Below are 21,587 nucleotides of genomic sequence, written 5' to 3' on the forward strand. Positions count from 1 at the left end.
AAGTGGGGCGCATTATAAGGGGATTCGAGAGGGCGTCAACCGTTTATTTCAATAAGTTGAAATGGGGCATGTACAAGCCTTCATATGACCCCTGTATCTCTCAGCCGCTTCAATTGAGCGGCGTCCAGCCCCAGCACTTCAGCCAAGACCGCATCGGTATGTTCACCCAGTAACGGCGGCGCACGCCGATACTCAACCGGGGTTTGCGACAGCCGTATGGGGCTTGCCACTTGCGGTACGCTGCCACCCAGTGGGTGCGGCATGCTGACGGCCAGGCCTCGAGCCAGTACCTGCGGGTCCTGGAACACCTGGGCCAGGTCGTTGATCGGCCCGCATGGCACACCAGCAGCCTCCAGCTGGCTCACCCACTGCGCCGTGGTCTTGAACACGGTGGCCTGCCTGATCAACGGGATCAGTTGCGCCCTGTTGGCCACGCGCAGCTTGTTGGTGGCGAACCGCGCATCGTCCGCCCACTGCGGCTGCCCGGCCACCTCAGCGAACTTGCGGAACTGGCTGTCGTTACCCACCGTCAGGATGAAGTCACCATCTGCGGTAGGGAAATCCTGGTACGGCACTATATTAGGGTGCGCATTGCCCAGACGCCGCGGTGGGTTACCCGTGGTCAGGTAGTTCATGGCTTGGTTCGCCAGGCAGGCCACCTGCACGTCCAGCAGTGCCATATCTATGTGCTGGCCGATACCTGTCTGCTCCCGGTGCGACAAGGCAGCAAGCATGGCAACGGTCGAATACAGCCCGGTAAGGATATCGGTAAGCGCTACGCCCACCTTCACCGGCCCTTCACCGGCTTCCCCCGCCGGGCGCCCCGTGAGGCTCATGAGGCCACCCAGCCCCTGAATCATGAAGTCATAACCAGCGCGCTTGGCATAAGGGCCTGTCTGGCCGAACCCGGTAATCGAGCAATAGATAAGCCTGGGGTTGACCGCCTTCAGGCCCTCATAGTCCAGCCCATAGGCCGCCAGGCCACCCACCTTGAAGTTCTCGATGACAATATCGCAGGTGGCCGCCAGCTCACGCACCAGGCGCTGGCCCTCTGGCTGGGTGAAGTCGATGGTTACCGAGCGCTTGTTACGGTTGGCCGACAGGTAGTAGGCAGCCTCACTGGTATTATCGCCTTCAGCGTTCTTGAGGAAAGGCGGCCCCCAGGCGCGGGTATCGTCCCCAGACCCGGGGCGCTCCACCTTGATCACGTCGGCCCCCAGGTCCGCGAGGATCTGCCCGGACCAAGGCCCGGCCAGCACGCGCGAAAGGTCCAGCACCCGCAGATGTGATAGCGCGCCCATGGGCCGGCTCCTTATAAGCAGATCAATAGAAGGCCTGGATACCCGTCTGGGCACGCCCCAGAATCAGCGCATGCACGTCGTGGGTACCTTCATAGGTATTGACCACTTCCAGGTTCACCAGATGACGCGCTACACCAAACTCATCGGAAATGCCGTTACCCCCCAGCATGTCCCGCGCCATACGGGCGATGTCCAATGCCTTGCCACACGAATTACGCTTCATGATGGAAGTAATCTCTACCGCCGCCGTGCCCTCATCCTTCATACGCCCCAAGCGCAGGCAGCCTTGAAGGGCCAGGGTGATTTCGGTCTGCATGTCGGCCAGCTTCTTCTGGATAAGCTGGTTGGCGGCGAGCGGGCGGCCGAACTGCTGACGGTCGAGGGTGTACTGACGTGCCGTGTGCCAGCAGGCCTCCGCAGCACCCAGCGCACCCCAGGAGATGCCATACCGGGCTGAGTTCAGGCAGGTGAAGGGCCCCTTGAGGCCGCGCACGTCCGGGAAGATGTTGTCCTCGGGGACGAACACGTTGTCCATGACGATTTCGCCAGTGATCGACGCACGCAGTCCCACCTTGCCATGGATCGCTGGCGCGCTCAGGCCCTCCCAGCCCTTCTCGAGCACAAAGCCCCGGATGTCACCCGCATCGTCCTTGGCCCATACCACGAACACATCAGCGATGGGGCTGTTGGTAATCCACATCTTGCTGCCGGTAAGGCGATAACCGCCTTCTACCTTACGGGCACGGGTGATCATCGAACCTGGGTCGGAACCGTGATTGGGTTCGGTGAGGCCGAAGCAGCCGATCCACTCGCCACTGGCCAGCTTCGGCAGGTACTTCTGCTTCTGCCCCTCGGTACCAAACTCATTGATCGGCACCATGACCAGCGAGGACTGCACACTCATCATCGAGCGGTAGCCGGAGTCGATACGCTCCACCTCACGGGCGATAAGGCCGTAGCACACATAATTCAGGCCACTGCCGCCGTACTGCTCGGGGATGGTCGCCCCCAGCAGCCCAACCTCACCCATCTCGCGGAAGATTGCCGGGTCAGTCTTCTCATGGCGGAAGGCCTCGAGGACCCGCGGCGCGAGCTTGTCCTGGGCAAACTGATAAGCGCTGTCACGCACCATGCGCTCTTCTTCAGTGAGCTGCTGGTCCAGCAGCAGCGGGTCGATCCAGTTGAAGCTTGCCTTGGGGGCCATGAGCGTATTCCTCGAATGCGGCAACAGTTCGGTATGCATTGATCCTAGGCCGCAACGGCACGCACCACAAACGACGATTACGCACCAATCAGTGATAATTTCTCACTTCGTAAACCTGTTGAAGCCCAGCTTCACCGCCTACCAAGTGAGGGATAAGCATGCGGCGCAAAATTCCCAGTACCACAGCCCTGATCTGCTTCGAGGCATCGGCCCGCCACGAAAGCTTCACCAAGGCAGCCCAGGAGCTTTCCCTGACCCAGGGCGCAGTCTGTCGCCAGGTAGGCGGGCTCGAAGTGTTCCTTAATGTGGAACTGTTCAGGCGATCACGCCGAGGCGTGAAGCTGACTGAAGCAGGGCTATCTTATAGCCGGCAGGTTGCAGCCCAGCTGGACGCGGTAGAGCGCGACACGCTATCGGTAATGCGCCAGCAGGGCGCCAACGTCATCGAGCTGGCGGTAGTGCCCACCTTCGGCACGCAATGGCTATTGCCCCGGCTGAAGGATTTCCAGCAACGCCACCCCGACGTCACCGTCAACCTCACCAACCGCACCCGGCCGTTTCTGTTCGCCGATACGCCCTTCGACGCTGCCGTGTATTTCGGCGACGGCGACTGGTCGGGTACCCAGGCCCACAGGCTGATGGGAGAGAACCCGGTACCCGTGTGCAGCCCTGCGCTGCTGCACGGGCTGCCGGCCCTGGAGGCACAGCGTATTGCCGAACTGCCACTGCTGCAGCAGAGCACACGCCCGTACGCCTGGCGCCAATGGTTCGCCAGCGCAGGGCTAAGCGTGGAGGGGGACATGACCGGGCCTCGCTACGAACTGTTTTCAATGCTCTCGCAGGCGGCCATCCACCAGATGGGCATCGCCCTGATCCCTCCATTTCTGATCCAGCGAGAGTTGGAGGAGGGTAGGTTGGTGGTCGCTAACAGGCATGTTCTGAGCAGCCACAAGGCCTACTATCTGATGATTCCGGAGCGCAAGGTACAGTCGGCATCCCTGGTTGCCTTCCGTGACTGGCTCACCGAGCAGTCACACGCGTATATAAAGACAGCCAGCGCTAACTGACCCCGTAGTCAGCTTTACCCAAAGCCTACAGATATAAATATATGTCGCACTTGATTAATTTTCATGAGCTGCACCAAAATGGTCGCCAGCCCCTTCACAGCACGTTTTGAAGCGTCATTTTGCGACATTCACCTTTCCAAACACGAATTAGGCAGAATTTATTCTGTTTTTTAGCCTAATCTGCCGACTGCCCGAATTTGCAGGGCTGCGTGAGATGCACTGCGACATGCAGTCACAGGGTGACTTGTAGTTTTACGATGGTTTCGCTCCAGAATGGCTTGTAGGGCCTGAGGTTCGTCTGCAAAATGCTTCGCCCGCCCAGGATTCGGCGGGTTGGGGCTCGATAGCCGCCCCAGCACACCACCCGAAGTGTGCTGGCATTTACAAAGACAAAAGGTCACCGCAGGAGAAATGTCGTGCACATAGGTGTTCCTCTCGAAACGCAGGCCGGTGAGGCCAGGGTCGCTGCGACCCCGGAAACCATCAAGAAACTCATTGGCCAAGGCCATCAGGTCACGGTGCAGCGCGGGGCAGGGCTCAATGCCAGCATTCCCGACAGTGCCTTCGAAGCGGTGGGTGCGGCCCTGGGCAGCGCAACTGATGCCTACGGCGCGCAACTGGTGCTCAAGGTGGTCGCGCCAAACGACCAGGAGCTGGCGCAGGTCAAGCCTGGCACCTTGCTGGTGGGCATGCTCAACCCGTTCAACAGCGAGCTGATCGCCCGAATGGCCGAGCACGGCGTCACTGCCTTCGCCCTTGAAGCAGCGCCACGTACCTCACGCGCTCAAAGCCTGGACGTGCTGTCGTCCCAGGCCAACATCGCAGGCTACAAGGCCGTGCTGTTGGCAGCGCAGCACTACCCGCGCTTCATGCCGATGCTCATGACCGCGGCCGGCACCGTCAAGGCCGCGCGCGTGCTGATTCTGGGTGCCGGTGTTGCCGGCTTGCAGGCCATTGCCACAGCCAAGCGGCTGGGTGCCGTGATCGAAGCCTCCGACGTACGCCCCGCAGTAAAGGAGCAGATCGAGTCGCTGGGTGGCAAATTCATCGACGTGCCCTATGAGACCGACGAAGAGCGCGAGTGCGCCGAAGGGGTAGGCGGCTACGCACGCCCAATGCCGGCCAGCTGGATGCAACGCCAGGCACAGGCTGTGCACGAGCGCGCCAAGCAGGCAGATATCGTCATTACCACGGCGCTCATCCCGGGCCGCAAGGCGCCTACCTTGCTCAGTGCCGAGACCGTTGCCCAAATGAAACCTGGCTCGGTGGTGATCGACCTGGCAGCCGCGCAGGGCGGCAACTGCCCACTGACCGTCGCCGATCAGGTGGTGCAGGCGCACGGCGTAACCATCGTCGGGCCGACCAACCTCCCCGCGCAGGTAGCCGCCGACGCCTCGGCATTGTATGCCCGCAACCTGCTGGACTTCATGAAGCTGCTGTTCGACAAGGACGGCGCGCTGACCATCAACCTGGAAGACGACATCGTCGCGGCCTGCCTCATGTGCCGCGACGGGCAGATCGTCCGCAAGAACGGCTGAGGAGCACGACAATGGAAGACATGCTGATTTCCCATGGCATCTACAACCTCATCATTTTCGTGCTGGCGATCTACGTGGGCTACCACGTGGTGTGGAACGTTACCCCGGCGCTGCACACCCCACTGATGGCGGTTACCAACGCCATTTCTGCCATCGTCATCGTCGGCGCGATGCTGGCTGCGGCACTGACCGTAACCCCCGCCGGCAAGGTGATGGGCACCCTGGCCGTGGCGCTTGCGGCAGTCAACGTCTTCGGTGGCTTTCTGGTCACCCGGCGCATGCTTGAGATGTTCAAGAAAAAAACCAAGAACGAGGGGCAGAAGTCAGCATGAGCATGAATCTGGTAACGCTTCTGTACCTGGTTGCCTCGGTGTGCTTCATCCAGGCACTCAAAGGCCTGTCGCACCCCACCACGTCACGGCGCGGCAACCTGTTCGGCATGATCGGCATGGGGATCGCCATCCTCACCACGGTTGGCCTCATCTATAAGCTGGGTGCCGAGCTCGCTACTGCCGGCATCGGCTACGTGCTTGTCGGCCTGTTGGTCGGTGGTACGGCCGGTTCGATCATGGCCAAGCGCGTCGAGATGACCAAGATGCCGGAGCTGGTCGCCTTCATGCACAGCATGATCGGCCTTGCGGCAGTGTTCATCGCCATTGCTGCGGTACTCGAACCCCAGTCCATGGGCATCGTCGCCGCCATCAGCGACCCGATCCCCACGGGCAACCGGCTGGAACTGTTCCTCGGCGCAGCCATTGGTGCCATTACCTTCTCCGGTTCGGTGATCGCGTTTGGCAAACTGTCGGGCAAATACAAGTTCCGCCTGTTCCAGGGTGCGCCGGTGCAGTTTGCCGGGCAGCACAAGCTGAACCTCATCCTGGGCCTGACCACCATCGCCCTGGGCCTGCTGTTCACGTTCACCGGCCACTACAGCGCCTTCACCCTCATGCTGGCCCTGGCTTTCGTGATGGGCGTGCTGATCATCATTCCGATCGGCGGGGCAGACATGCCGGTGGTGGTATCAATGCTCAACAGCTACTCGGGCTGGGCGGCTGCCGGTATCGGCTTCTCGCTGAACAACTCGATGCTGATCATTGCGGGGTCACTGGTCGGTTCGTCGGGTGCGATTCTGTCGTACATCATGTGCAAAGCCATGAACCGCTCGTTCTTCAATGTGATCCTCGGCGGCTTTGGTGGGGATACAGATGCGGGTGCGGCACAAGGCTCGAAGGAGCAGCGCCCGGTGAAGTCGGGTTCTGCCGATGACGCCACCTTCCTGCTCAGCAACGCCGACAGCGTGATCATCGTGCCAGGTTACGGCCTGGCAGTGGCCCGCGCCCAGCATGCCCTGAAGGAACTGACCGAGAAGCTGACCCACAACGGGGTGACGGTGAAGTATGCGATTCACCCGGTAGCAGGGCGTATGCCCGGCCACATGAACGTGCTGCTGGCCGAGGCAGAGGTACCCTACGACCAGGTGTTCGAAATGGAAGACATCAACGCCGAGTTCGGCCAAGCCGACGTGGTGCTGGTGCTGGGCGCCAACGACGTGGTCAACCCGGCTGCCAAGAACGACCCCAAGTCACCGATCGCCGGCATGCCCATCCTCGAAGCCTTCAAGGCCAAGACCATCATCGTCAACAAGCGCTCCATGGCCAGCGGCTATGCGGGGCTGGATAACGAACTGTTCTACCTGGACAAGACCATGATGGTATTTGGTGACGCCAAGAAGGTCATCGAGGACATGGTCAAGGCTGTGGAGTAACCACTGCTGCTGCATTGGCCTATATAAGCAGAGCCCCGGCCTGATCCAACGGGGCTCTGCTTTTTTGATCCGGATCAACGGCAGCCAACCCTGCAGGGTCATACGACCATGGTCGCGGGACGGCAACGGGCGAAAACACTAGACTGCGCTGCAGTAGCTTAGTAGCCCGAGATAACAATCCATGTACCGTGATCGTATCCGCTTGTCCTCCCTGCACAGCAAGGTAATGAGTGCGGCTGATGCCGCTGGCCTGATCGAGGACGGCATGACCGTCGGCATGAGCGGCTTCACCCGCGCCGGTGAAGCCAAGGCCGTTCCCCACGCACTGGCCGAGCGCGCCAAGCTGACCCCGCTGAAAATCAGCCTGATGACCGGCGCCAGCCTGGGCAACGACCTGGACAAGCAGTTGACCGAGGCCGGCGTGCTCGCCCGCCGTATGCCGTTCCAGGTGGACAGCACACTGCGCAAGGCCATCAACGACGGCAAGGTGATGTTCATCGACCAGCACCTGTCCGAAACGGTGGAGCAACTGCGCAACCAGCAGCTCAAGTTGCCGGACATCGCGGTCATCGAGGCGGTGGCGATCACTGAACAAGGCCACATCGTACCCACCACGTCGGTGGGCAACTCGGCCAGCTTCGCGATTTTCGCCAAGCAGGTGATCATCGAGATCAACCTGTCGCACAACCCCAACCTCGAGGGTTTGCACGACATCTATATCCCAACCTACCGCCCCACCCGTACACCGATCCCACTGGTGAAGGTGGACGACCGTATTGGGAGCACCGCTATCCCAATCGACCCGGCCAAGATCGTTGGTATCGTCATCAGCGACCAGCCGGACTCGCCCTCCACCGTGTTGCCGCCCGATGGCGAAACCCAGGGCATCGCCGACCACCTGATCAACTTCTTCAAGAAAGAAGTGGCGGCGGGGCGCCTGACCAACCGGCTGGGCCCGTTGCAGGCCGGTATCGGCAGCATCGCCAACGCAGTGATGTGCGGCCTGATCGAGTCGCCATTCGAAGAACTGACCATGTATTCCGAGGTGCTGCAGGACTCCACCTTCGACCTGATCGATGCGGGCAAGCTGCGTTTCGCCTCTGGCAGTTCGATCACCTTGTCCTCGCGCCGCAACGCTGACGTGTTCGGCAACCTGGAGCAATACAAGGACAAGCTGGTACTGCGCCCGCAGGAAATCTCCAACCACCCGGAAGTGGTGCGCCGCCTGGGCATCATCGGGATCAACACCGCGCTGGAGTTCGACATCTACGGTAACGTCAACTCCACCCACGTGTGCGGTACGCGCATGATGAACGGCATTGGTGGCTCGGGCGATTTCGCGCGAAATGCGCATTTGTCGGTATTCGTGACCAAATCGATTGCCAAAGGGGGAGCCATCTCCAGCGTCGTACCCATGGTCAGCCACGTGGACCACACCGAGCACGATGTCGACATCCTGGTCACTGAACAAGGCCTGGCCGACTTGCGTGGCCTGGCGCCGCGGGAGCGGGCGCGGGTGATCATCGATAACTGTGTGCACCCAGACTACCGCGCCGCGCTGAACGACTACTTCGACAGGGCCTGCGAGCGAGGTGGGCATACCCCGCATATCCTGCGCGAGGCACTCAGCTGGCATGAAAACCTGGAAGAGACGGGGCGCATGTTGGCAAGCTGACCGGCAACCCGCCTGCTTGTGCAACACAATCGAGGGCCGCGATGCGGCCCTTTTTCTTTGCCTGCTACAAACTGCCAGGCATTACCAAAATAAACTGTACTACTGTACTGGTTAAACCTTCAGTTCTCTGCCTGACCAGCCGAAAAAACCGCCAAGATGCACCAAAATAAGGCAGACCAATACAGTTAGGCTGCTTTCGGGTGCAACAGTACCGTTACACAGTTAACTGGCCCATTATCTTTTGAAGGAACTGTATCTACTGTTATGGACAAGAGGGGAGGATCATTGGCATCAGTTAAATCACTATCTAATGCCGCCATAAGCGGAAGGATGATCATCATGGAACGTACCCTCAGTTCCGGTCTGGTTTTTGAAAGCGAAGCTCAGCAATCCCACGCCTCTCTGCCTCTGCGTGTAGCCTCCACCCTGCTGTTGTGGCAGCGCCGCATGGCCAGCCGTCGTCAACTGGCTCGCCTGGACGCCCGCCTGCTGGCGGATGCCGGTATCAGTGAGTCGCAGCGTTACGAAGAGCTCAGCAAGCCTTTCTGGCGCTAAGCGCTGGGTTGCCAGCCAGGCTGGCACCATGAACTTCCTAAACCCGCCGCAGGCAACTGCGGCGGGTTTTTTGTTGGTGTGAATAGCGACGCCAGTCTCGTACCAGTACAATTTCCCTTGCATTGCATGAGACAGGTACAGTTGTTGCCAACGGCTGTGTTTAACATTCTGATACACCTACGCGTGATACGCTTCGGCCAACAGTCTGGTAGAACCCACCTTTGTGGGTGTCCAAAACCGCCACATTAACGTCCCAGTAGCATTACGACCCAAGCCAGGAGTTTCCCTACATGCCCCGTAACTATCTGATTGGCGCTGCCTTGATGCTGAGCCTGGCCGGCACTGCACAGGCCAGCAGCTTCATCGTGACCACCGACAGTGTGGTCGGCGCGGTAGCGGCCTCCACCGATGCCACCTCCGACGCCACCTCGTCGCTGCGCGACGACAAAGTGGTGCAAGCGGCGCGTGACGACGCCGCCAGCTTCGTCGCCAGCCAGGGTGATATCCGTGGCGCCAAGCTGGAAAGCGCGTTGCTGCACATCCGCTCACAAATGCCAGACCTGCAAGCCAGTGACGCACAACTGGCCCAGGCTATCCTCGCACTCTGAGCAAGCTCCGGCTGCCTCGTTCAACCACCATGCGCTATTTGTTGCTGCCGTTGCTGTGGCTCGCCAGTATCGCGGCAGCCCACGCCATGGATACCACCACCCAGGGGTTGGTGATTTCCGGCTATGTCACCAGCCAGGTCACCAGCGCGCCGTTCGACCGCAAACTGGTGCTAAAGGCGCGCGATGACGCTGCAGCCTTCGTGGCCAGTGGAGGGCAGTTGCGGGGTGCATGGCTGGAAGCAGCGCTGGCATCATTAAGGCGCGATTGTACGTGCGGTGGCGCCAGTGACCTGGAACTGGCGCAGGCTATCCTCGTCCAATAACTACCCCTCACTCCCTGTATTTTCGGAGATGCTCCATGCGCAAACCGCTGATTGCCGCGACCCTCGGCATGCTGTTGCTGGCCGACCTGGCTCAGGCACAGACCCTGGTGGCCACCAGCAACATCATCGTGCGTGCCTTTGGCCGCTCGATTGACTTCACGTCCGATACCACCACCTCCATCCGCGACTCGAAGGTGGTGCGTGAAGCCCATGACGACGCCGCCAGCTTTGTCGCCAGCAACGGCGACATCCGCGGGGCCCAGCTTGAAGCCGCCTTCGACACATTGCGCGAACGCGTGCCGCAGGCACGTGACGCCAGCGACCAGGTGCTGGCCGAAGCCATTCTCGCGCTGTGAACACCGTGCGTGCCTGGTTGCTCGGCTGCGCCCTGACGCTGACCGGCACGCCCGCACTGGCAGACCTGCAGCTTGAGCTGCAGGTGGCCGGCCTCGACGCGCAACAGGTAGAGGCCAGCCAGAGGCTGCTCGACGAGGCCATGGCCAAACTGCCACCTCTGTTCAAGCAGCGGCTTGACCGCACTGTTCAGGTCGGCTGGAGCGACCACATGCCGGCCAACGCCTACGGCCAGGCTTCCCCGGTGTCCACCCTCGAACTCAACCGGCGCCTGCTACCCAGCCTTGCCGACGGCAGCGCGGCAACTGAGCCTACGCAGCGCCCTCATGGCACCGTGCGCGCAGAGCTGCTGGCCACCGTGCTGCATGAACTCACCCATATCTACGACCGCGCCCGGCTGTGGCCCAGCCAGGAGCAGTCGCTGATCGCGCGCTGCAAGCGCCAGCAAGGCACGCTGGGCAAAGTGGGCTTGCCCGGCCAGTGCCGCGGCCAGGCCGAGCGCCGCTTCACCCTCAGCGACGACCCGCGCCTGCTCGACCTGGCCGGCTGGCAGCAATACGTAGGCCGGCGCGGCGAGCGTGAGCAGCACAACGGCCAGTTCGTGCGCAGCCCCGACAGTTACGAACTGAGCACCCCGAAGGAATACATCGCGGTCAACATGGAGTACTTCCTCCTCGACCCGAGCTACGGGTGCCGCCGCCCGGCGCTCAACCAGTACCTGCGCGACCATTTCGGCTGGGCGCCCCCTCAGGACACCTGCGCCAAAACCCTGCCGTTCATCAACGCCGGCAGCGACTTCGCCCGCCAGCCACTGGGTGAAGTGGACCCCGAGCGTGTGTACGAAGTGGACTTCCTGCTGGCCGAAGCCAATCAGAACCTGGTCAGCCGCTGGGGGCACAGCATGTTGCGCCTGGTCATCTGCAAGCCAGGCCGCCCACGGGGCCCGGACTGCCGGCTGGACCTGGACCAGAGCCTGGTGCTCTCGTACCGCGCATTCGTCAATGACGTGCAGTTGTCCAGCTGGGATGGCCTGGTAGGGGTGTATCCGTCACGGCTGTTCGTATTGCCCCTGGGCCAAGTGATCGACGAGTACACCAAGACCGAGCTGCGCAGCCTGGCTTCCGTACCGCTCAAGCTCAACCGGGAAGAGATCGAAAACCTGGTGCGCCAGGCGGCGGAAATGCACTGGAGCTACGACGGCAATTACTGGTTCCTGTCGAACAACTGTGCGGTGGAGTCGTTGAAGCTGTTACGCAGCGGCACTGCCAACCCCAAGCTCAACGACCTCGACAGCATCATGCCGAACGGCCTGCTGGCCGTGCTCAGCGGCCGCGGGCTGGCCGATACCCGCGTGCTCGACAACCCCCGCGAAGCGCTGCGGCTGGGTTACCGCTTCGATTCTTACCGGGACCGCTACCAGGCCATGTTCGAGGTGCTGAAGAAGCAGTTGCCGGTCGAGCAGAAAGCAGTGGAAGACTGGCTGGCGCTGGATGCCGAGCAACGCCGCAGCTGGTTCGCCAAGGCTGACCTGCGCACCAGCGCCGCGTTGCTGCTGCTGGAACAGGCTGGCCTGCGGCGGCAATTGCTGCTGGCCCAGGATGAAGTCAAGCAACGCTACCTCAATGCCGCGGCGCTCAAGGACGGTAGCATCGACAAGGCTGACGCCACCCTCAAGCAGATGCTCGCCAACAGTGGCTTCCTGAGCCGGCCGGCCGAACTGCTGGATTCAACCGGCTACGGGCTGCCTCAACCTGAGGAACGCAAGCACCTGGAAACAGTCAGCCGCGAACGCCAGGCGCAACTGCTGCGGCTGAGCACCAGCCTTGACCAGGAGGTGAGGGCGCTGCTGGAGCCGTCGAGGGCCAAGCAGATTGCTGCAGTTGAAGCCAACGTAAAACAGATCGGCGAGCACCTGCGGGCGCTGCACAAGGCAGCGGGTGGCCTGCAGTTGTGACTGTGCTGGCCATACAACCCTATAACCTTTCGCCAAACTCCGCAGGCAAATGCTCGTCCAGGTGCAACCAAGGCACCCGGCTACCCACCCAGATATGCCGATTGGCCCGCACCCGTTCCGGCTGCTCCAGCGTCGCGACCGTTACATCCACCGTGTCAGGGCTGTGCGAAGTCACCAGCGCCAGATGAGCACCGCAGCGCCCGCAAAAATAGCGGCTGCAACTGGCCGGTGCCACATAGCAGCTCGGCACCCCCTGCAACCAGCTGAAGCCCGAGCGGGGCAGCGTGACCCAGGTCACCACCAGCCCGCCACTGACCCGTCGGCAAATGGAGCAATGGCAGTGGGCGACATCTGACAAATCGCCCTCCAGCCGGTAGCGCAGGGCGCCGCAATGGCAGCCTCCTTCCGTCATATCACCCATGCATAACCTCCTGTCGACTTTGTTGCAGCGAAAGCTGGCTGAAAGCTTGCCCACCTAGGATAGCCCCCATTGCCGGCACAGACCGGTCAGCCAGGGCACGGAATACCGCGCCCGGCGCAATCCAACAACAACAATGGTGACCCCGATGCCTTTCCGTGCCCGACTCGTCGTAGCCCACATCCTGCAGCTCCATGCACAGCGCCCTAAGCGCTGACCCGCCCGAATCGCCTTAACTTTCGCGCCCCGCCTGGAGTACTGCCATGCTGACTTTCCTTGGCTTTGCCATGGTCATCACCTTCATGTACCTGATCATGACCAAGCGCCTCTCGGCCTTGATCGCACTGATTCTGGTACCCATCCTGTTCGCCATGTTCGGCGGTTTTGCCAGCAAGATCGGCCCCATGATGCTAGAAGGCATCAGCAAACTCGCGCCCACCGGCGTGATGCTGATGTTCGCCATCTTGTATTTCGCCCTGATGATCGACTCCGGCCTGTTCGACCCGGCCGTGCGCAAGATCCTCAAACTGGTCAAAGGCGACCCGCTGAAAGTGTCGGTGGGTACCGCCGTGCTGGCCCTGGTGGTTTCGCTGGACGGTGACGGCGCTACCACCTACATGATCTGCTGCGCGGCCATGCTGCCCATGTACAGCCGCCTGGGCATGAGCCCGCGGATCATGGCCGGCCTGACCATCCTGGCCGGCGGCGTAATGAACATGACCCCGTGGGGCGGGCCGACTGCACGTGCAGCCAGCGCACTGCACGTCGACCCTTCGGACATCTTCGTCCCGATGATCCCCGCCATGTTGTTTGGTGTGGTGGCCATCCTGGGTATCGCCTACCTCTACGGCAAGCGCGAGCGGGCTCGCCTGGGTGAGCTGCACCTGCCCACTGACGATATCGACCACAGCGAAATCAGCGTGTCGCAGTACCCGGAAGCCCGGCGCCCCAAGCTGCTGTACTTCAACGGCGCCCTGACCGCCGCCCTGATGGTGGCCCTGATTGCCGGTGTACTGCCGTTGCCCGTACTGTTCATGATCGCCTTCAGTATCGCCATGATCGTCAACTACCCGTGCCTGCAGCAGCAGAAGGACCGCATCGCCGCCCACGCCGGCAGCGTGCTGGCCGTGACCGGGCTGATCTTCGCAGCCGGCATTTTCACCGGCATCCTGTCGGGCACCGGCATGGTCGATGCCATGTCCAAGAGCCTGCTGGCGGTCATCCCCGAAGCGCTGGGCCCCTACCTTGCGGTCATCACAGCCATCGTCAGCATGCCGTTCACCTTCTTCATGTCCAACGATGCGTTCTACTACGGCGTGCTGCCCGTGCTGGCCGAAGCCGCCAGCCATTACGGCATCACCCCGGTCGAAATGGCCCGAGCGTCAATCGTCGGCCAGCCCGTGCACCTGCTCAGCCCCCTGGTACCCTCCACCTACCTGCTGGTGGCCCTGGCCGGCATCGAGTTCGGCGACCATCAGCGCTTTACGCTCAAGTGGGCGGTGCTGGTATGCCTGTGCATAATGTTTGCCGCGCTCTTGATGGGCATCTTTCCGCTGTTCAGTAGTCTTTAATACACTCGCATTCTCCCTTGCCGCACGCCTGGCGTGCGGCCTTTACCGCTTGAAGGAAAACACATGGAATGGCTGACCAGCCCGGAAATCTGGGTTGCCTTTTTCACCCTTACCGCACTTGAAATCGTGCTGGGGATCGACAACATCATCATGATCTCGATCCTGGTCAGCCGCATGCCCAAGCACATGCAGCCGCGCACCCGGATCTTCGGCCTGGCCTTGGCCATGGTCACCCGCATCATGCTGCTGCTGTCCATCACCTGGGTGATGCGCCTCACCAACGACCTGTTCGTGGTGCTGGGCCAGGGCATTTCCGGGCGTGACCTGATCCTGTTCTTCGGTGGCCTGTTCCTGTTGTGGAAAAGCTCCCAGGAGATCTACCACGGCCTGGAAGGCGAAGATGAAAACGCCGAGGAGCCCAAGGGCTCGGGCGGCAAGTTCTTCTACACCATCATCCAGATCGCGATCATCGACATCGTCTTCTCGCTGGACTCGGTCATCACCGCAGTGGGCATGGTTTCGCACGTACCGGTCATGATCGCCGCCATCGTGGTCGCCGTACTGGTGATGATGGCCTGCGCCGGCGCCATCAGCGACTTCATCGACAAGCACCCTTCGTTGAAGATGCTCGCCCTGTCGTTCCTGATCGTGGTGGGCACCGTGCTGATCGCCGAAGCATTCGACGTGCATGTACCCAAGGGCTATGTGTACTTCGCCATGGCGTTCTCGCTGGCGGTGGAAGCCATCAACATCCGCATGCGCACCGCCGTTGCCCGCAAAGCCGGCAAGGATCACGACCCGGTGAAACTGCGCAAGGACATCCCGGGTCAATAAACCCAGGAAGCCGCAAATCCCAAAGGGCCTTTCCAAGGCCCTTTTCTTTTTTGGGCAGCCCGCCCCATGGCATAAATGTTTCAAAATGATGACTGCCATGCGAAGCTGGCGATCGCTGCACAAAACAACTAAAGCTTTGAGTGGGCAATGGAAATTTCCACGTGCCCGCGCTTCGTCTTCTGGCCCACTGGCCAGTGCAACAGGGGGTTCCCGCCATGCTGACCCTACTCAACCTGCTCTCGGCAGTCACACTCCTGGTGTGGGGCACGCACATCGTGCGTACCGGCATCCTTCGGGTGTTCGGTTCCGACTTGCGGCGCATCATCGGCCAGAACATGGACAAGCGCCCGCTGGCGTTCATTGCCGGCATTCTGGTGACGGCCATGGTGCAAAGCAGCAACGCCACTGCCATGCTGGTGACCTCATTCGTGGGCCAAGGCCTGATGGCCATGACCCCGGCACTGGCGATCATGCTCGGGGCAGACGTGGGCACGGCGCTGATGGCGCGGGTGCTCACCTTCGACCTGTCGTGGCTGTCGCCGCTGCTCATCTTCCTGGGCGTGATCTTTTTCCTGTCGCGCAAGCAGACCCGCGCCGGCCAGCTTGGCCGGGTGGGCATCGGCCTGGGCCTGATCATTCTTGCGCTGCAACTGATCGTGCAAGCCGCCGCGCCCATTACCCACGCCCAAGGGGTGAAGGTGCTGTTCGCCTCGCTCACCGGGGATATCCTGCTCGATGCTCTGGTAGGTGCCATGTTTGCCATGGTGTCCTACTCAAGCCTGGCGGCGGTGCTGCTCACCGCCACCCTGGCCGGTGCCGAGGTAATCAGCCTGCCGGTGGCGATCGGCCTGGTGGTCGGGGCCAACATCGGCAGCGGCCTGCTGGCCTTTATCAGCACCAGCATGCAGAACGCGGCCGGGCGCCGGGTAGCACTGGGCAGCCTGCTGTACAAACTCATTGGCCTGGTGCTGATCATCCCGGTGCTGCACCCGCTGGTAGCCTGGATGGACTCGCTAAGCTTCAGCCCCCAGGAGCTGGTCATCGGCTTCCACCTGCTCTACAACACCCTGCGCTGCTTGATCATGCTGCCTACCGTCAAGCCCATGGGCCGGCTGTGCAACAGCTTGTTGCCAGAACGCGAAGCCAGCAATGGCCAGATACGCCCACGCCACCTCGACGCCTCGGCGCTGGAAACCCCTAGCCTGGCCTTGGCCAATGCCGCACGCGAAACCCTGCGCCTGGGCGATATCGTCGATAACCTGCTCGAAGCCATGCTGGGTGCACTGCGCGGTACCCAGGCTGCCCTGCCGCAACAGGTGCGGGCGTTGGGCGAAGATGCAGAAGCCCTGTACAGCGCCATCAAGCTGTACCTGGCGCAGATGGCCCGCGAAGACCTCAGCGAGCATGACAACCGCCGCTGGGCCGAGATCATCGAGCTGGCGATCAACCTGAAACTGGCCTGCGACCTGGTCGAACGCATGTTGCGCAAGGTGCAGCAGCAGAAGACCAGCCAGCGCCGCGCCTTCTCGCAAACAGGCCTGGAAGAGCTGACCGGCCTGCAGGAACAGCTGCTGGCCAACCTGCGCCTGGGCCTCTCGGTGTTCCTCAGCGCAGACCCGGAAAGCGCCCGCCTGCTGCTGCGGGAAAAGCGCCGTTTTCGCGCCCAGGAACGTCGCCTGGCTCACGCCCATGTCAGCCGCCTGCAACGCAAGGTGGTGCAAAGTATCGAAACCAGCTCACTGCACCTGGAACTGATTGCGGACATGAAGCGTTTGAACTCTTTGTTCTGTAGCAGTGCCTATGTGGTACTGGGCGGCTCGGACACGGGCGGGCTGATGCTCGACAGCGTGCCGGACGAAGCCCCTCTGCCATGATTGTGCCGACCCGAGGACCCTAGCTCGCCCATGCGTTGCCTGATGTTCATCTGCCTGCTGATCTGCAGCCTGCCTTCGTTTGCCCTGGACCGTTCGCGAGTGGAAGGTTATCTGTTGCCCAACGGCCTGCAGGTCATCCTGAAAGACGGCTACGAACGGGATCATGTATCGATCCGCCTGGTGGTAGGCGTAGGCCTGGACGACTTCGGCTGCGAGCAGAAAGAACTGCCGCACCTGCTTGAGCACCTGCTGTTCAGCGGTATCGACGAAGCAGGCGAGGGTGGCCTGGAGCGGCGCCTGCAGGCGCTGGGTGGTGAGTGGAATGCCTACACCAGCAATGCCGACACTACCTTCGTGATCGAAGCCCCGGCGCGCAACCAGCGCAAGGTGCTGGACCTGTTGCTGGCGATCCTGCAAGACACGCACATTGATGCCAAGGCACTGGCTACCGCCAAACGCATCATCGAGCGCGAGGACGGTGGCCACTACGGTCATCTGCAGCGCTGGCTGGACCGCCAGGACATCGGCCACCCTGCCAGCCAGCAACTGGCCACCGAACTGGGCCTGAAGTGCCCGGAGCGTTCCAACCTGGATGACATGACCCTGGAACAGGTACAAGGGCTGCGCGAACGCTGGTACGCGGCCAACAACATGACGCTGATCATGGTAGGTGGCCTCGATCGCCTGCTGCCCGCCTACCTGGAGCGCACCTTCGGTGAACTGCCGGCTACCGAGCCCGAAGAACGCCGCGACCTGGAAACCATCAGCCACAAGGCAGACCAGCGCCGCGACCTGATGCACGGCTGGCTGGGTGATAGCGCCAAACTTCACTGGCTGTTCATCGAGCCGGTGCTGGACAACGATCACCAAGCCACCCTCGACCTGCTGTCGCGCTACCTGGACTGGGCGTTGTACGACCAACTGCGTTTGCGCAACGGCCTGTCCTACGGCCCCTCAGTACAACGTGAAAGCTATGGCGACACCGGGCTGATCAGCCTCAATGCAGACCTTGAGCGTGACGACATCGGCCGCGCCGTTGACGTGATGCAGTCGCTGTTCGAGCACCTGCGCAAGGACGGCCTGGATGCAGACACCTTCGCCCGCATCAAGCAGGCCAGCATCGCCAGGGAAAGCTGGAGTACCCAGGGCAACAGCGCGCTGGCCGATTATTACTGGGGGGCGCTGAACGACTACACCGATGGTCGCTTCGCCAGCCCAACCCGCCAGTTGCGCCATGTCACGCTCGAGCAAGCCAACCAGGCCCTCAGGCAGCTGCTCAAGGGCGACGGGTATATCCGCATCGAAAAACCGCTGCTCGGCTACGACGAGCTGTATGGCCTGGTGTTTCTGGTGCTCGGGCTGATACTGGCGGCTGGCCTGCTGCGCTGGCGCCGGCAGGCGCCCCACAAGCCCAGTGGTGCTACACGGCAGCGGTGAATCGGCGGTATTCTTTTGCCGGTATCGGGCTTGCGGTCGCTTGCGCGTCATGGGCCTGGTACAGCCACTTCACTCTTGCGTCGTAGCCCTCAATGCCCCCAATACCCCAGATCGTCCAGCGCATCATCGAACTGCTCAAACGCTACCCGGGCGTCATTGCCCTGGGCGGTTTTCTGTCGGGTATCGGCAGCTTCATCCTGGTCGACCGGCAGGCTGGCCTGGCCAGCTGGGTAGCGGTGCTGTTGCTGGTCAGCTGGGTGTGGCTGATGCTGGAAAACACCCTGACCGGCCTGTTCGCCCGTACCTTCAAGCGTGAAATACCCCAGCCGCTGCTACGTTACGCCACGCAGATGATCCACCAGGAATCGCTGTTCTTCGTTCTCCCGTTCTTCTTCATCACCACCACCTGGAACAGCGGCCAGCTGGTGTTCACCGGCCTGCTGGGTGTGGCGGGGCTGATCTCCATCATCGACCCGCTGTACTACCGGTGGCTCGCGCCCCGGCGCTGGCTGTTCATGGCGCTGCACACCTTCACCCTGTTCGCGGCACTGCTCACCGCGCTGCCAATCATCATGCACCTCACCACCGCGCAGAGCTTCAAGCTGGCGCTGATCGCTGCCATGGCGCTCTCGTTCCCGAGCCTGGCCAGCAGTTTCCCGATCAACAGCTGGCGGCGTGGCCTGGCCCTGGTGGCCATGACCCTGGTGGTGGGCGGCGGGGGCTGGTTGCTGCGCTCATGGGTACCCCCGGCCACCCTGTGGATGACCGAGGTTGCGGTCAGTACCGAGGTGATCAACCGCCAGCCCGGCGAATCGCTGGATGAAATCGCCGCCAGCCGTATCCGCAGCAGCGGCTTGTACGCCTATACCGCCATCAACGCGCCCCGCGGCCTGAACGAGCGCATTTATCACGTGTGGCAAAAGGACGGGCAGGAAGTGGACCGCATTGCCCTGGACATTCATGGCGGGCGCAAGGAAGGCTATCGGGCCTGGACGCACAAGCAGAACTTCCCGCCCAACCCGGTGGGCAGGTGGCAGGTGAGGGTGTTGACAGAGGATGGTCAGGTGATAGGGGTGTTGCGCTTCAAGGTAGTGGACGACGCGCAGGCGGGATAAGGCAATGGCGGGTGATCCGGCGCCCACATGCGCTATGATCAGCCCCTGAGCCCTAGCGCAGAGCCTGTAGCATGGAGCCGTTGTCACCCCCCAGCGCCACCCTCGATACATCCAGCCACCCAGCCTGCCTGCGCATCGCCGGTGACTGGACGCTGGCGCACTATGCCAACCTCAGGCGCCAGAGCCAGAGCTTGCACACCCAGTACGGCGACGATGCCGTCGCCGACCTTAGCCAGCTGGGCCGCCTGGACACTGCCGGCGCCTCGCTGCTGGCTGAGCTGCTGGGGGCGCAACGCCTGGCCCGCTGTACGGCTCAGTTGCCGGAGGCAAACCGCGCACTGCTGAACACCGTCTATACCTCGGTCGAAAACTACTGCATCCCGGTGAGGGAACCTGAGCGCAATGCGCTGCTGATGCTGCTGGAACGCATCGGCTGTGCAGTGGGCACGTTGTGGCGGGACACCCTGCAATTGCTCGGTTTCGCCGGCGTAATCCTGCAAACCCTGATGCGCCGCGCCCTGCAGCCCCACCGCTGGCGCTGGACACCCGTCGTTGCGCACATCGAGCAGACTGGCCTGGACGCTGCCCCCATCGTGGCCCTGCTCACGTTTCTGGTGGGGGCGGTGGTGGCCTTCCTCGGGGCCACGGTATTGGCAGACTTCGGCGCCACTATTTTCACCGTCGACCTGGTGGCTTTTTCATTCCTGCGCGAGTTTGCCGTGCTGCTTACCGCCATCCTGATGGCCGGCCGCACTGCCAGCGCCTTCACAGCGCAAATCGGCTCGATGAAAGCCAACGAGGAAATCGACGCCATCCGCACCCTGGGGCTCAACCCCATCGAATTGCTGGTGCTGCCCAGGGTGCTGACGCTGCTGATCTCATTACCCCTGCTGACCTTCGTCGCCATGCTGTGCGGCATGGTCGGTGGCGCCGTGGTGTGCGCGTTGTCACTGGATATTCCGCCGGCCATGTTCCTGTCGCTGCTGCAAACCGACATTGGCGTGCAGCACCTGCTGGTAGGTTTGGTGAAAGCACCGTTCTTCGCGTTCCTGATTGCTGCCATCGGCTGCCTGGAAGGCTTCAAGGTCAGCGGCAGTGCCGAATCGGTAGGCGCGCACACCACTTCAGCGGTGGTGCAGTCGATTTTCGTGGTGATCGTACTGGATGCCGTTGCAGCACTGTATTTCATGGAGATGGGCTGGTGAGCACAGACAACACCGTCATCCAGGCCCGGGGTATCTGCAACCGTTTCGGGCAACAGGTGGTGCACGAAAACCTTGATCTCGACCTCTATCGGGGTGAAATCCTGGGGGTGGTCGGTGGCTCGGGCAGCGGCAAGTCGGTGCTGCTGCGCAGTATCGTGGGCCTGCGCCGCCCCGACGCAGGGCAGGTCAGGGTGTTTGGCCAGGACCTCGCCAGCCTGGGTGAAGAACAGCGCTCGGCCGTTGAAAGGCGTTTTGGCGTGCTGTTCCAGAAAGGCGCGCTGTTCTCTTCGCTGACCTTGACCGAGAACGTGGCATTGCCGCTGATCGAGCACGCCGGCCTGTCCCGTACCGACGCCGAACACCTGGCCGGGGTCAAGCTGGCCCTGGCCGGGTTGCCGATCTCGGCCGCCGACAAGTACCCGGCATCGCTGTCAGGGGGGATGATCAAGCGGGCGGCGCTGGCCCGTGCCCTGGCGCTGGACCCTGACATCCTGTTTCTTGACGAACCCACTGCAGGCCTGGACCCGATCGGTGCAGCCGCCTTCGACCAACTCATCCTGACCCTGCGTGACGCGCTGGGCCTTTCGGTGTTTCTGATTACCCACGACCTGGACACCCTCTACACCATTACTGACCGCATCGCGGTGTTGTCACAGAAGAAGGTGCTGGTGGCGGGCCCACTGGCAGAGGTTGCGCAACACCCCGACAGCTGGATCCAAGCGTACTTTCATGGCCCCCGCGGGCGCGCAGCCGAGCAGGCCGCCCTCCGTACCGGGCAGGAGCACTGAG

At 62.0% G+C, this 21,587-nt stretch carries 21 protein-coding genes; 17 read left to right on the forward strand and 4 right to left on the reverse strand.

Going from position 1 to position 21,587, the window contains the following annotated elements; all coding sequences use genetic code 11:
* Positions 1-80: 80 nt before the first annotated feature.
* Positions 81-1,301 carry a CaiB/BaiF CoA transferase family protein gene (locus IAE33_RS09955; RefSeq protein ID WP_201163383.1) on the reverse strand — a complete coding sequence of 407 codons (1,221 nt, stop codon included), beginning with the start codon at positions 1,299-1,301 and terminating at the stop codon, positions 81-83.
* A gap of 22 nt (positions 1,302-1,323) precedes the next feature.
* Positions 1,324-2,505, reverse strand: coding sequence for an acyl-CoA dehydrogenase (locus IAE33_RS09960; protein ID WP_201163384.1), 1,182 nt, complete (start codon positions 2,503-2,505; stop codon positions 1,324-1,326).
* Between the two features lie 158 nt (positions 2,506-2,663).
* On the opposite strand from IAE33_RS09960, the gene IAE33_RS09965 reads away from it, so the two are divergent.
* From IAE33_RS09965 to IAE33_RS09985, 5 genes are all read left to right on the forward strand, one after another.
* Positions 2,664-3,572: a LysR substrate-binding domain-containing protein gene (locus IAE33_RS09965; protein ID WP_201163385.1), complete on the forward strand. Its 909-nt coding sequence runs from the start codon at positions 2,664-2,666 to the stop codon at positions 3,570-3,572.
* A 416-nt stretch (positions 3,573-3,988) separates the two neighbouring features.
* Positions 3,989-5,110 carry a Re/Si-specific NAD(P)(+) transhydrogenase subunit alpha gene (locus IAE33_RS09970; RefSeq protein WP_201163386.1) on the forward strand — a complete coding sequence of 374 codons (1,122 nt, stop codon included), beginning with the start codon at positions 3,989-3,991 and terminating at the stop codon, positions 5,108-5,110.
* Positions 5,111-5,121: 11 nt separating this feature from the next.
* Entirely contained in the window at positions 5,122-5,442 is a 321-nt protein-coding gene (locus IAE33_RS09975) for an NAD(P) transhydrogenase subunit alpha (RefSeq protein ID WP_028633089.1), read from the forward strand.
* On the forward strand, positions 5,439-6,875 hold the full coding sequence (locus tag IAE33_RS09980) for an NAD(P)(+) transhydrogenase (Re/Si-specific) subunit beta (RefSeq protein ID WP_028633090.1): 1,437 nt from the start codon (positions 5,439-5,441) through the stop codon (positions 6,873-6,875). Before IAE33_RS09975 ends, IAE33_RS09980 begins: the two co-directional genes overlap by 4 nt.
* Positions 6,876-7,056: 181 nt before the next feature.
* The gene (locus tag IAE33_RS09985; RefSeq protein ID WP_028633091.1) at positions 7,057-8,550 is read left to right on the forward strand and encodes an acetyl-CoA hydrolase/transferase family protein; all 1,494 of its coding nucleotides are present in this window, start codon (positions 7,057-7,059) and stop codon (positions 8,548-8,550) included.
* A gap of 185 nt (positions 8,551-8,735) precedes the next feature.
* Here the strand turns inward: IAE33_RS09985 and IAE33_RS09990 are convergent, their stop codons facing one another.
* Complete coding sequence (locus IAE33_RS09990) at positions 8,736-8,891, reverse strand: hypothetical protein (RefSeq protein ID WP_201163387.1); 156 nt, start codon at positions 8,889-8,891, stop codon at positions 8,736-8,738.
* Here IAE33_RS09990 and IAE33_RS09995 point away from each other — a divergent pair.
* From IAE33_RS09995 to IAE33_RS10015, 5 genes are all read left to right on the forward strand, one after another.
* A complete protein-coding gene (locus tag IAE33_RS09995; RefSeq protein ID WP_028633092.1) occupies positions 8,890-9,105 on the forward strand; it encodes a DUF1127 domain-containing protein in 216 nt (71 codons plus the stop codon). The two genes, IAE33_RS09990 and IAE33_RS09995, sit on opposite strands and share 2 nt — an antisense overlap.
* Before the next feature lie 290 nt (positions 9,106-9,395).
* Entirely contained in the window at positions 9,396-9,713 is a 318-nt protein-coding gene (locus IAE33_RS10000) for a DUF2388 domain-containing protein (RefSeq protein ID WP_201163388.1), read from the forward strand.
* Positions 9,714-9,742: 29 nt separating this feature from the next.
* Complete coding sequence (locus IAE33_RS10005; RefSeq protein ID WP_201163389.1) at positions 9,743-10,036, forward strand: DUF2388 domain-containing protein; 294 nt, start codon at positions 9,743-9,745, stop codon at positions 10,034-10,036.
* A 35-nt stretch (positions 10,037-10,071) separates the two neighbouring features.
* On the forward strand, positions 10,072-10,392 hold the full coding sequence (locus IAE33_RS10010) for a DUF2388 domain-containing protein (RefSeq protein WP_028633095.1): 321 nt from the start codon (positions 10,072-10,074) through the stop codon (positions 10,390-10,392).
* The gene (locus tag IAE33_RS10015) at positions 10,389-12,344 is read left to right on the forward strand and encodes a DUF7844 domain-containing protein (RefSeq protein WP_201163390.1); all 1,956 of its coding nucleotides are present in this window, start codon (positions 10,389-10,391) and stop codon (positions 12,342-12,344) included. The genes IAE33_RS10010 and IAE33_RS10015 overlap by 4 nt, the downstream gene beginning before the upstream one ends.
* Positions 12,345-12,363: 19 nt before the next feature.
* On the opposite strand, the gene IAE33_RS10020 is transcribed toward IAE33_RS10015, so the two are convergent.
* Positions 12,364-12,765, reverse strand: a complete 402-nt coding sequence (locus IAE33_RS10020) for a GFA family protein (protein WP_201163391.1) — start codon at positions 12,763-12,765, stop codon at positions 12,364-12,366.
* 260 nt (positions 12,766-13,025) lie between these two features.
* Here IAE33_RS10020 and IAE33_RS10025 point away from each other — a divergent pair, with 260 nt between their 5' ends.
* From IAE33_RS10025 to IAE33_RS10055, 7 genes are all read left to right on the forward strand, one after another.
* The gene (locus IAE33_RS10025; RefSeq protein ID WP_028633098.1) at positions 13,026-14,333 is read left to right on the forward strand and encodes a CitMHS family transporter; all 1,308 of its coding nucleotides are present in this window, start codon (positions 13,026-13,028) and stop codon (positions 14,331-14,333) included.
* Positions 14,334-14,396: 63 nt separating this feature from the next.
* Entirely contained in the window at positions 14,397-15,167 is a 771-nt protein-coding gene (locus IAE33_RS10030) for a TerC family protein (protein WP_028633099.1), read from the forward strand.
* 215 nt (positions 15,168-15,382) lie between these two features.
* Positions 15,383-17,041, forward strand: coding sequence for a Na/Pi cotransporter family protein (locus IAE33_RS10035; RefSeq protein ID WP_060482627.1), 1,659 nt, complete (start codon positions 15,383-15,385; stop codon positions 17,039-17,041).
* 30 nt (positions 17,042-17,071) lie between these two features.
* On the forward strand, positions 17,072-18,478 hold the full coding sequence (locus IAE33_RS10040) for a M16 family metallopeptidase (RefSeq protein WP_201163392.1): 1,407 nt from the start codon (positions 17,072-17,074) through the stop codon (positions 18,476-18,478).
* Between the two features lie 92 nt (positions 18,479-18,570).
* Complete coding sequence (locus IAE33_RS10045; protein WP_201163393.1) at positions 18,571-19,593, forward strand: DUF5924 family protein; 1,023 nt, start codon at positions 18,571-18,573, stop codon at positions 19,591-19,593.
* A gap of 71 nt (positions 19,594-19,664) precedes the next feature.
* Positions 19,665-20,798, forward strand: a complete 1,134-nt coding sequence (locus IAE33_RS10050; RefSeq protein WP_201163394.1) for an ABC transporter permease — start codon at positions 19,665-19,667, stop codon at positions 20,796-20,798.
* Positions 20,795-21,586, forward strand: coding sequence for an ABC transporter ATP-binding protein (locus IAE33_RS10055; protein WP_060482623.1), 792 nt, complete (start codon positions 20,795-20,797; stop codon positions 21,584-21,586). The genes IAE33_RS10050 and IAE33_RS10055 overlap by 4 nt, the downstream gene beginning before the upstream one ends.
* Position 21,587: the final 1 nt, after the last annotated feature.

It is taken from the genome of Pseudomonas sp. S60, assembly GCF_016647865.1.
GTDB classification, from domain to species: domain Bacteria; phylum Pseudomonadota; class Gammaproteobacteria; order Pseudomonadales; family Pseudomonadaceae; genus Aquipseudomonas; species Aquipseudomonas parafulva.

Excerpts from the sequence above, each read along its gene's own strand:
- IAE33_RS10025 (WP_028633098.1), top strand. The coding sequence starts at position 13,026 with ATGCTGACTTTCCTTGGCTTTGCCATGGTCATCACCTTCATGTACCTG.
- IAE33_RS09975 (WP_028633089.1), top strand. The coding sequence starts at position 5,122 with ATGGAAGACATGCTGATTTCCCATGGCATCTACAACCTCATCATTTTC.
- IAE33_RS09980 (WP_028633090.1), top strand. The coding sequence starts at position 5,439 with ATGAGCATGAATCTGGTAACGCTTCTGTACCTGGTTGCCTCGGTGTGC.
- IAE33_RS10010 (WP_028633095.1), top strand. The coding sequence starts at position 10,072 with ATGCGCAAACCGCTGATTGCCGCGACCCTCGGCATGCTGTTGCTGGCC.
- IAE33_RS09985 (WP_028633091.1), top strand. The coding sequence starts at position 7,057 with ATGTACCGTGATCGTATCCGCTTGTCCTCCCTGCACAGCAAGGTAATG.
- IAE33_RS09955 (WP_201163383.1), bottom strand. The coding sequence starts at position 1,301 with ATGGGCGCGCTATCACATCTGCGGGTGCTGGACCTTTCGCGCGTGCTG.
- IAE33_RS10045 (WP_201163393.1), top strand. The coding sequence starts at position 18,571 with ATGCCCCCAATACCCCAGATCGTCCAGCGCATCATCGAACTGCTCAAA.
- IAE33_RS10040 (WP_201163392.1), top strand. The coding sequence starts at position 17,072 with ATGCGTTGCCTGATGTTCATCTGCCTGCTGATCTGCAGCCTGCCTTCG.
- IAE33_RS10000 (WP_201163388.1), top strand. The coding sequence starts at position 9,396 with ATGCCCCGTAACTATCTGATTGGCGCTGCCTTGATGCTGAGCCTGGCC.
- IAE33_RS10050 (WP_201163394.1), top strand. The coding sequence starts at position 19,665 with ATGGAGCCGTTGTCACCCCCCAGCGCCACCCTCGATACATCCAGCCAC.
- IAE33_RS10030 (WP_028633099.1), top strand. The coding sequence starts at position 14,397 with ATGGAATGGCTGACCAGCCCGGAAATCTGGGTTGCCTTTTTCACCCTT.
- IAE33_RS10005 (WP_201163389.1), top strand. The coding sequence starts at position 9,743 with ATGCGCTATTTGTTGCTGCCGTTGCTGTGGCTCGCCAGTATCGCGGCA.
- IAE33_RS10035 (WP_060482627.1), top strand. The coding sequence starts at position 15,383 with ATGCTGACCCTACTCAACCTGCTCTCGGCAGTCACACTCCTGGTGTGG.
- IAE33_RS09990 (WP_201163387.1), bottom strand. The coding sequence starts at position 8,891 with ATGATGATCATCCTTCCGCTTATGGCGGCATTAGATAGTGATTTAACT.
- IAE33_RS10020 (WP_201163391.1), bottom strand. The coding sequence starts at position 12,765 with ATGGGTGATATGACGGAAGGAGGCTGCCATTGCGGCGCCCTGCGCTAC.
- IAE33_RS09960 (WP_201163384.1), bottom strand. The coding sequence starts at position 2,505 with ATGGCCCCCAAGGCAAGCTTCAACTGGATCGACCCGCTGCTGCTGGAC.
- IAE33_RS09995 (WP_028633092.1), top strand. The coding sequence starts at position 8,890 with ATGGAACGTACCCTCAGTTCCGGTCTGGTTTTTGAAAGCGAAGCTCAG.
- IAE33_RS09965 (WP_201163385.1), top strand. The coding sequence starts at position 2,664 with ATGCGGCGCAAAATTCCCAGTACCACAGCCCTGATCTGCTTCGAGGCA.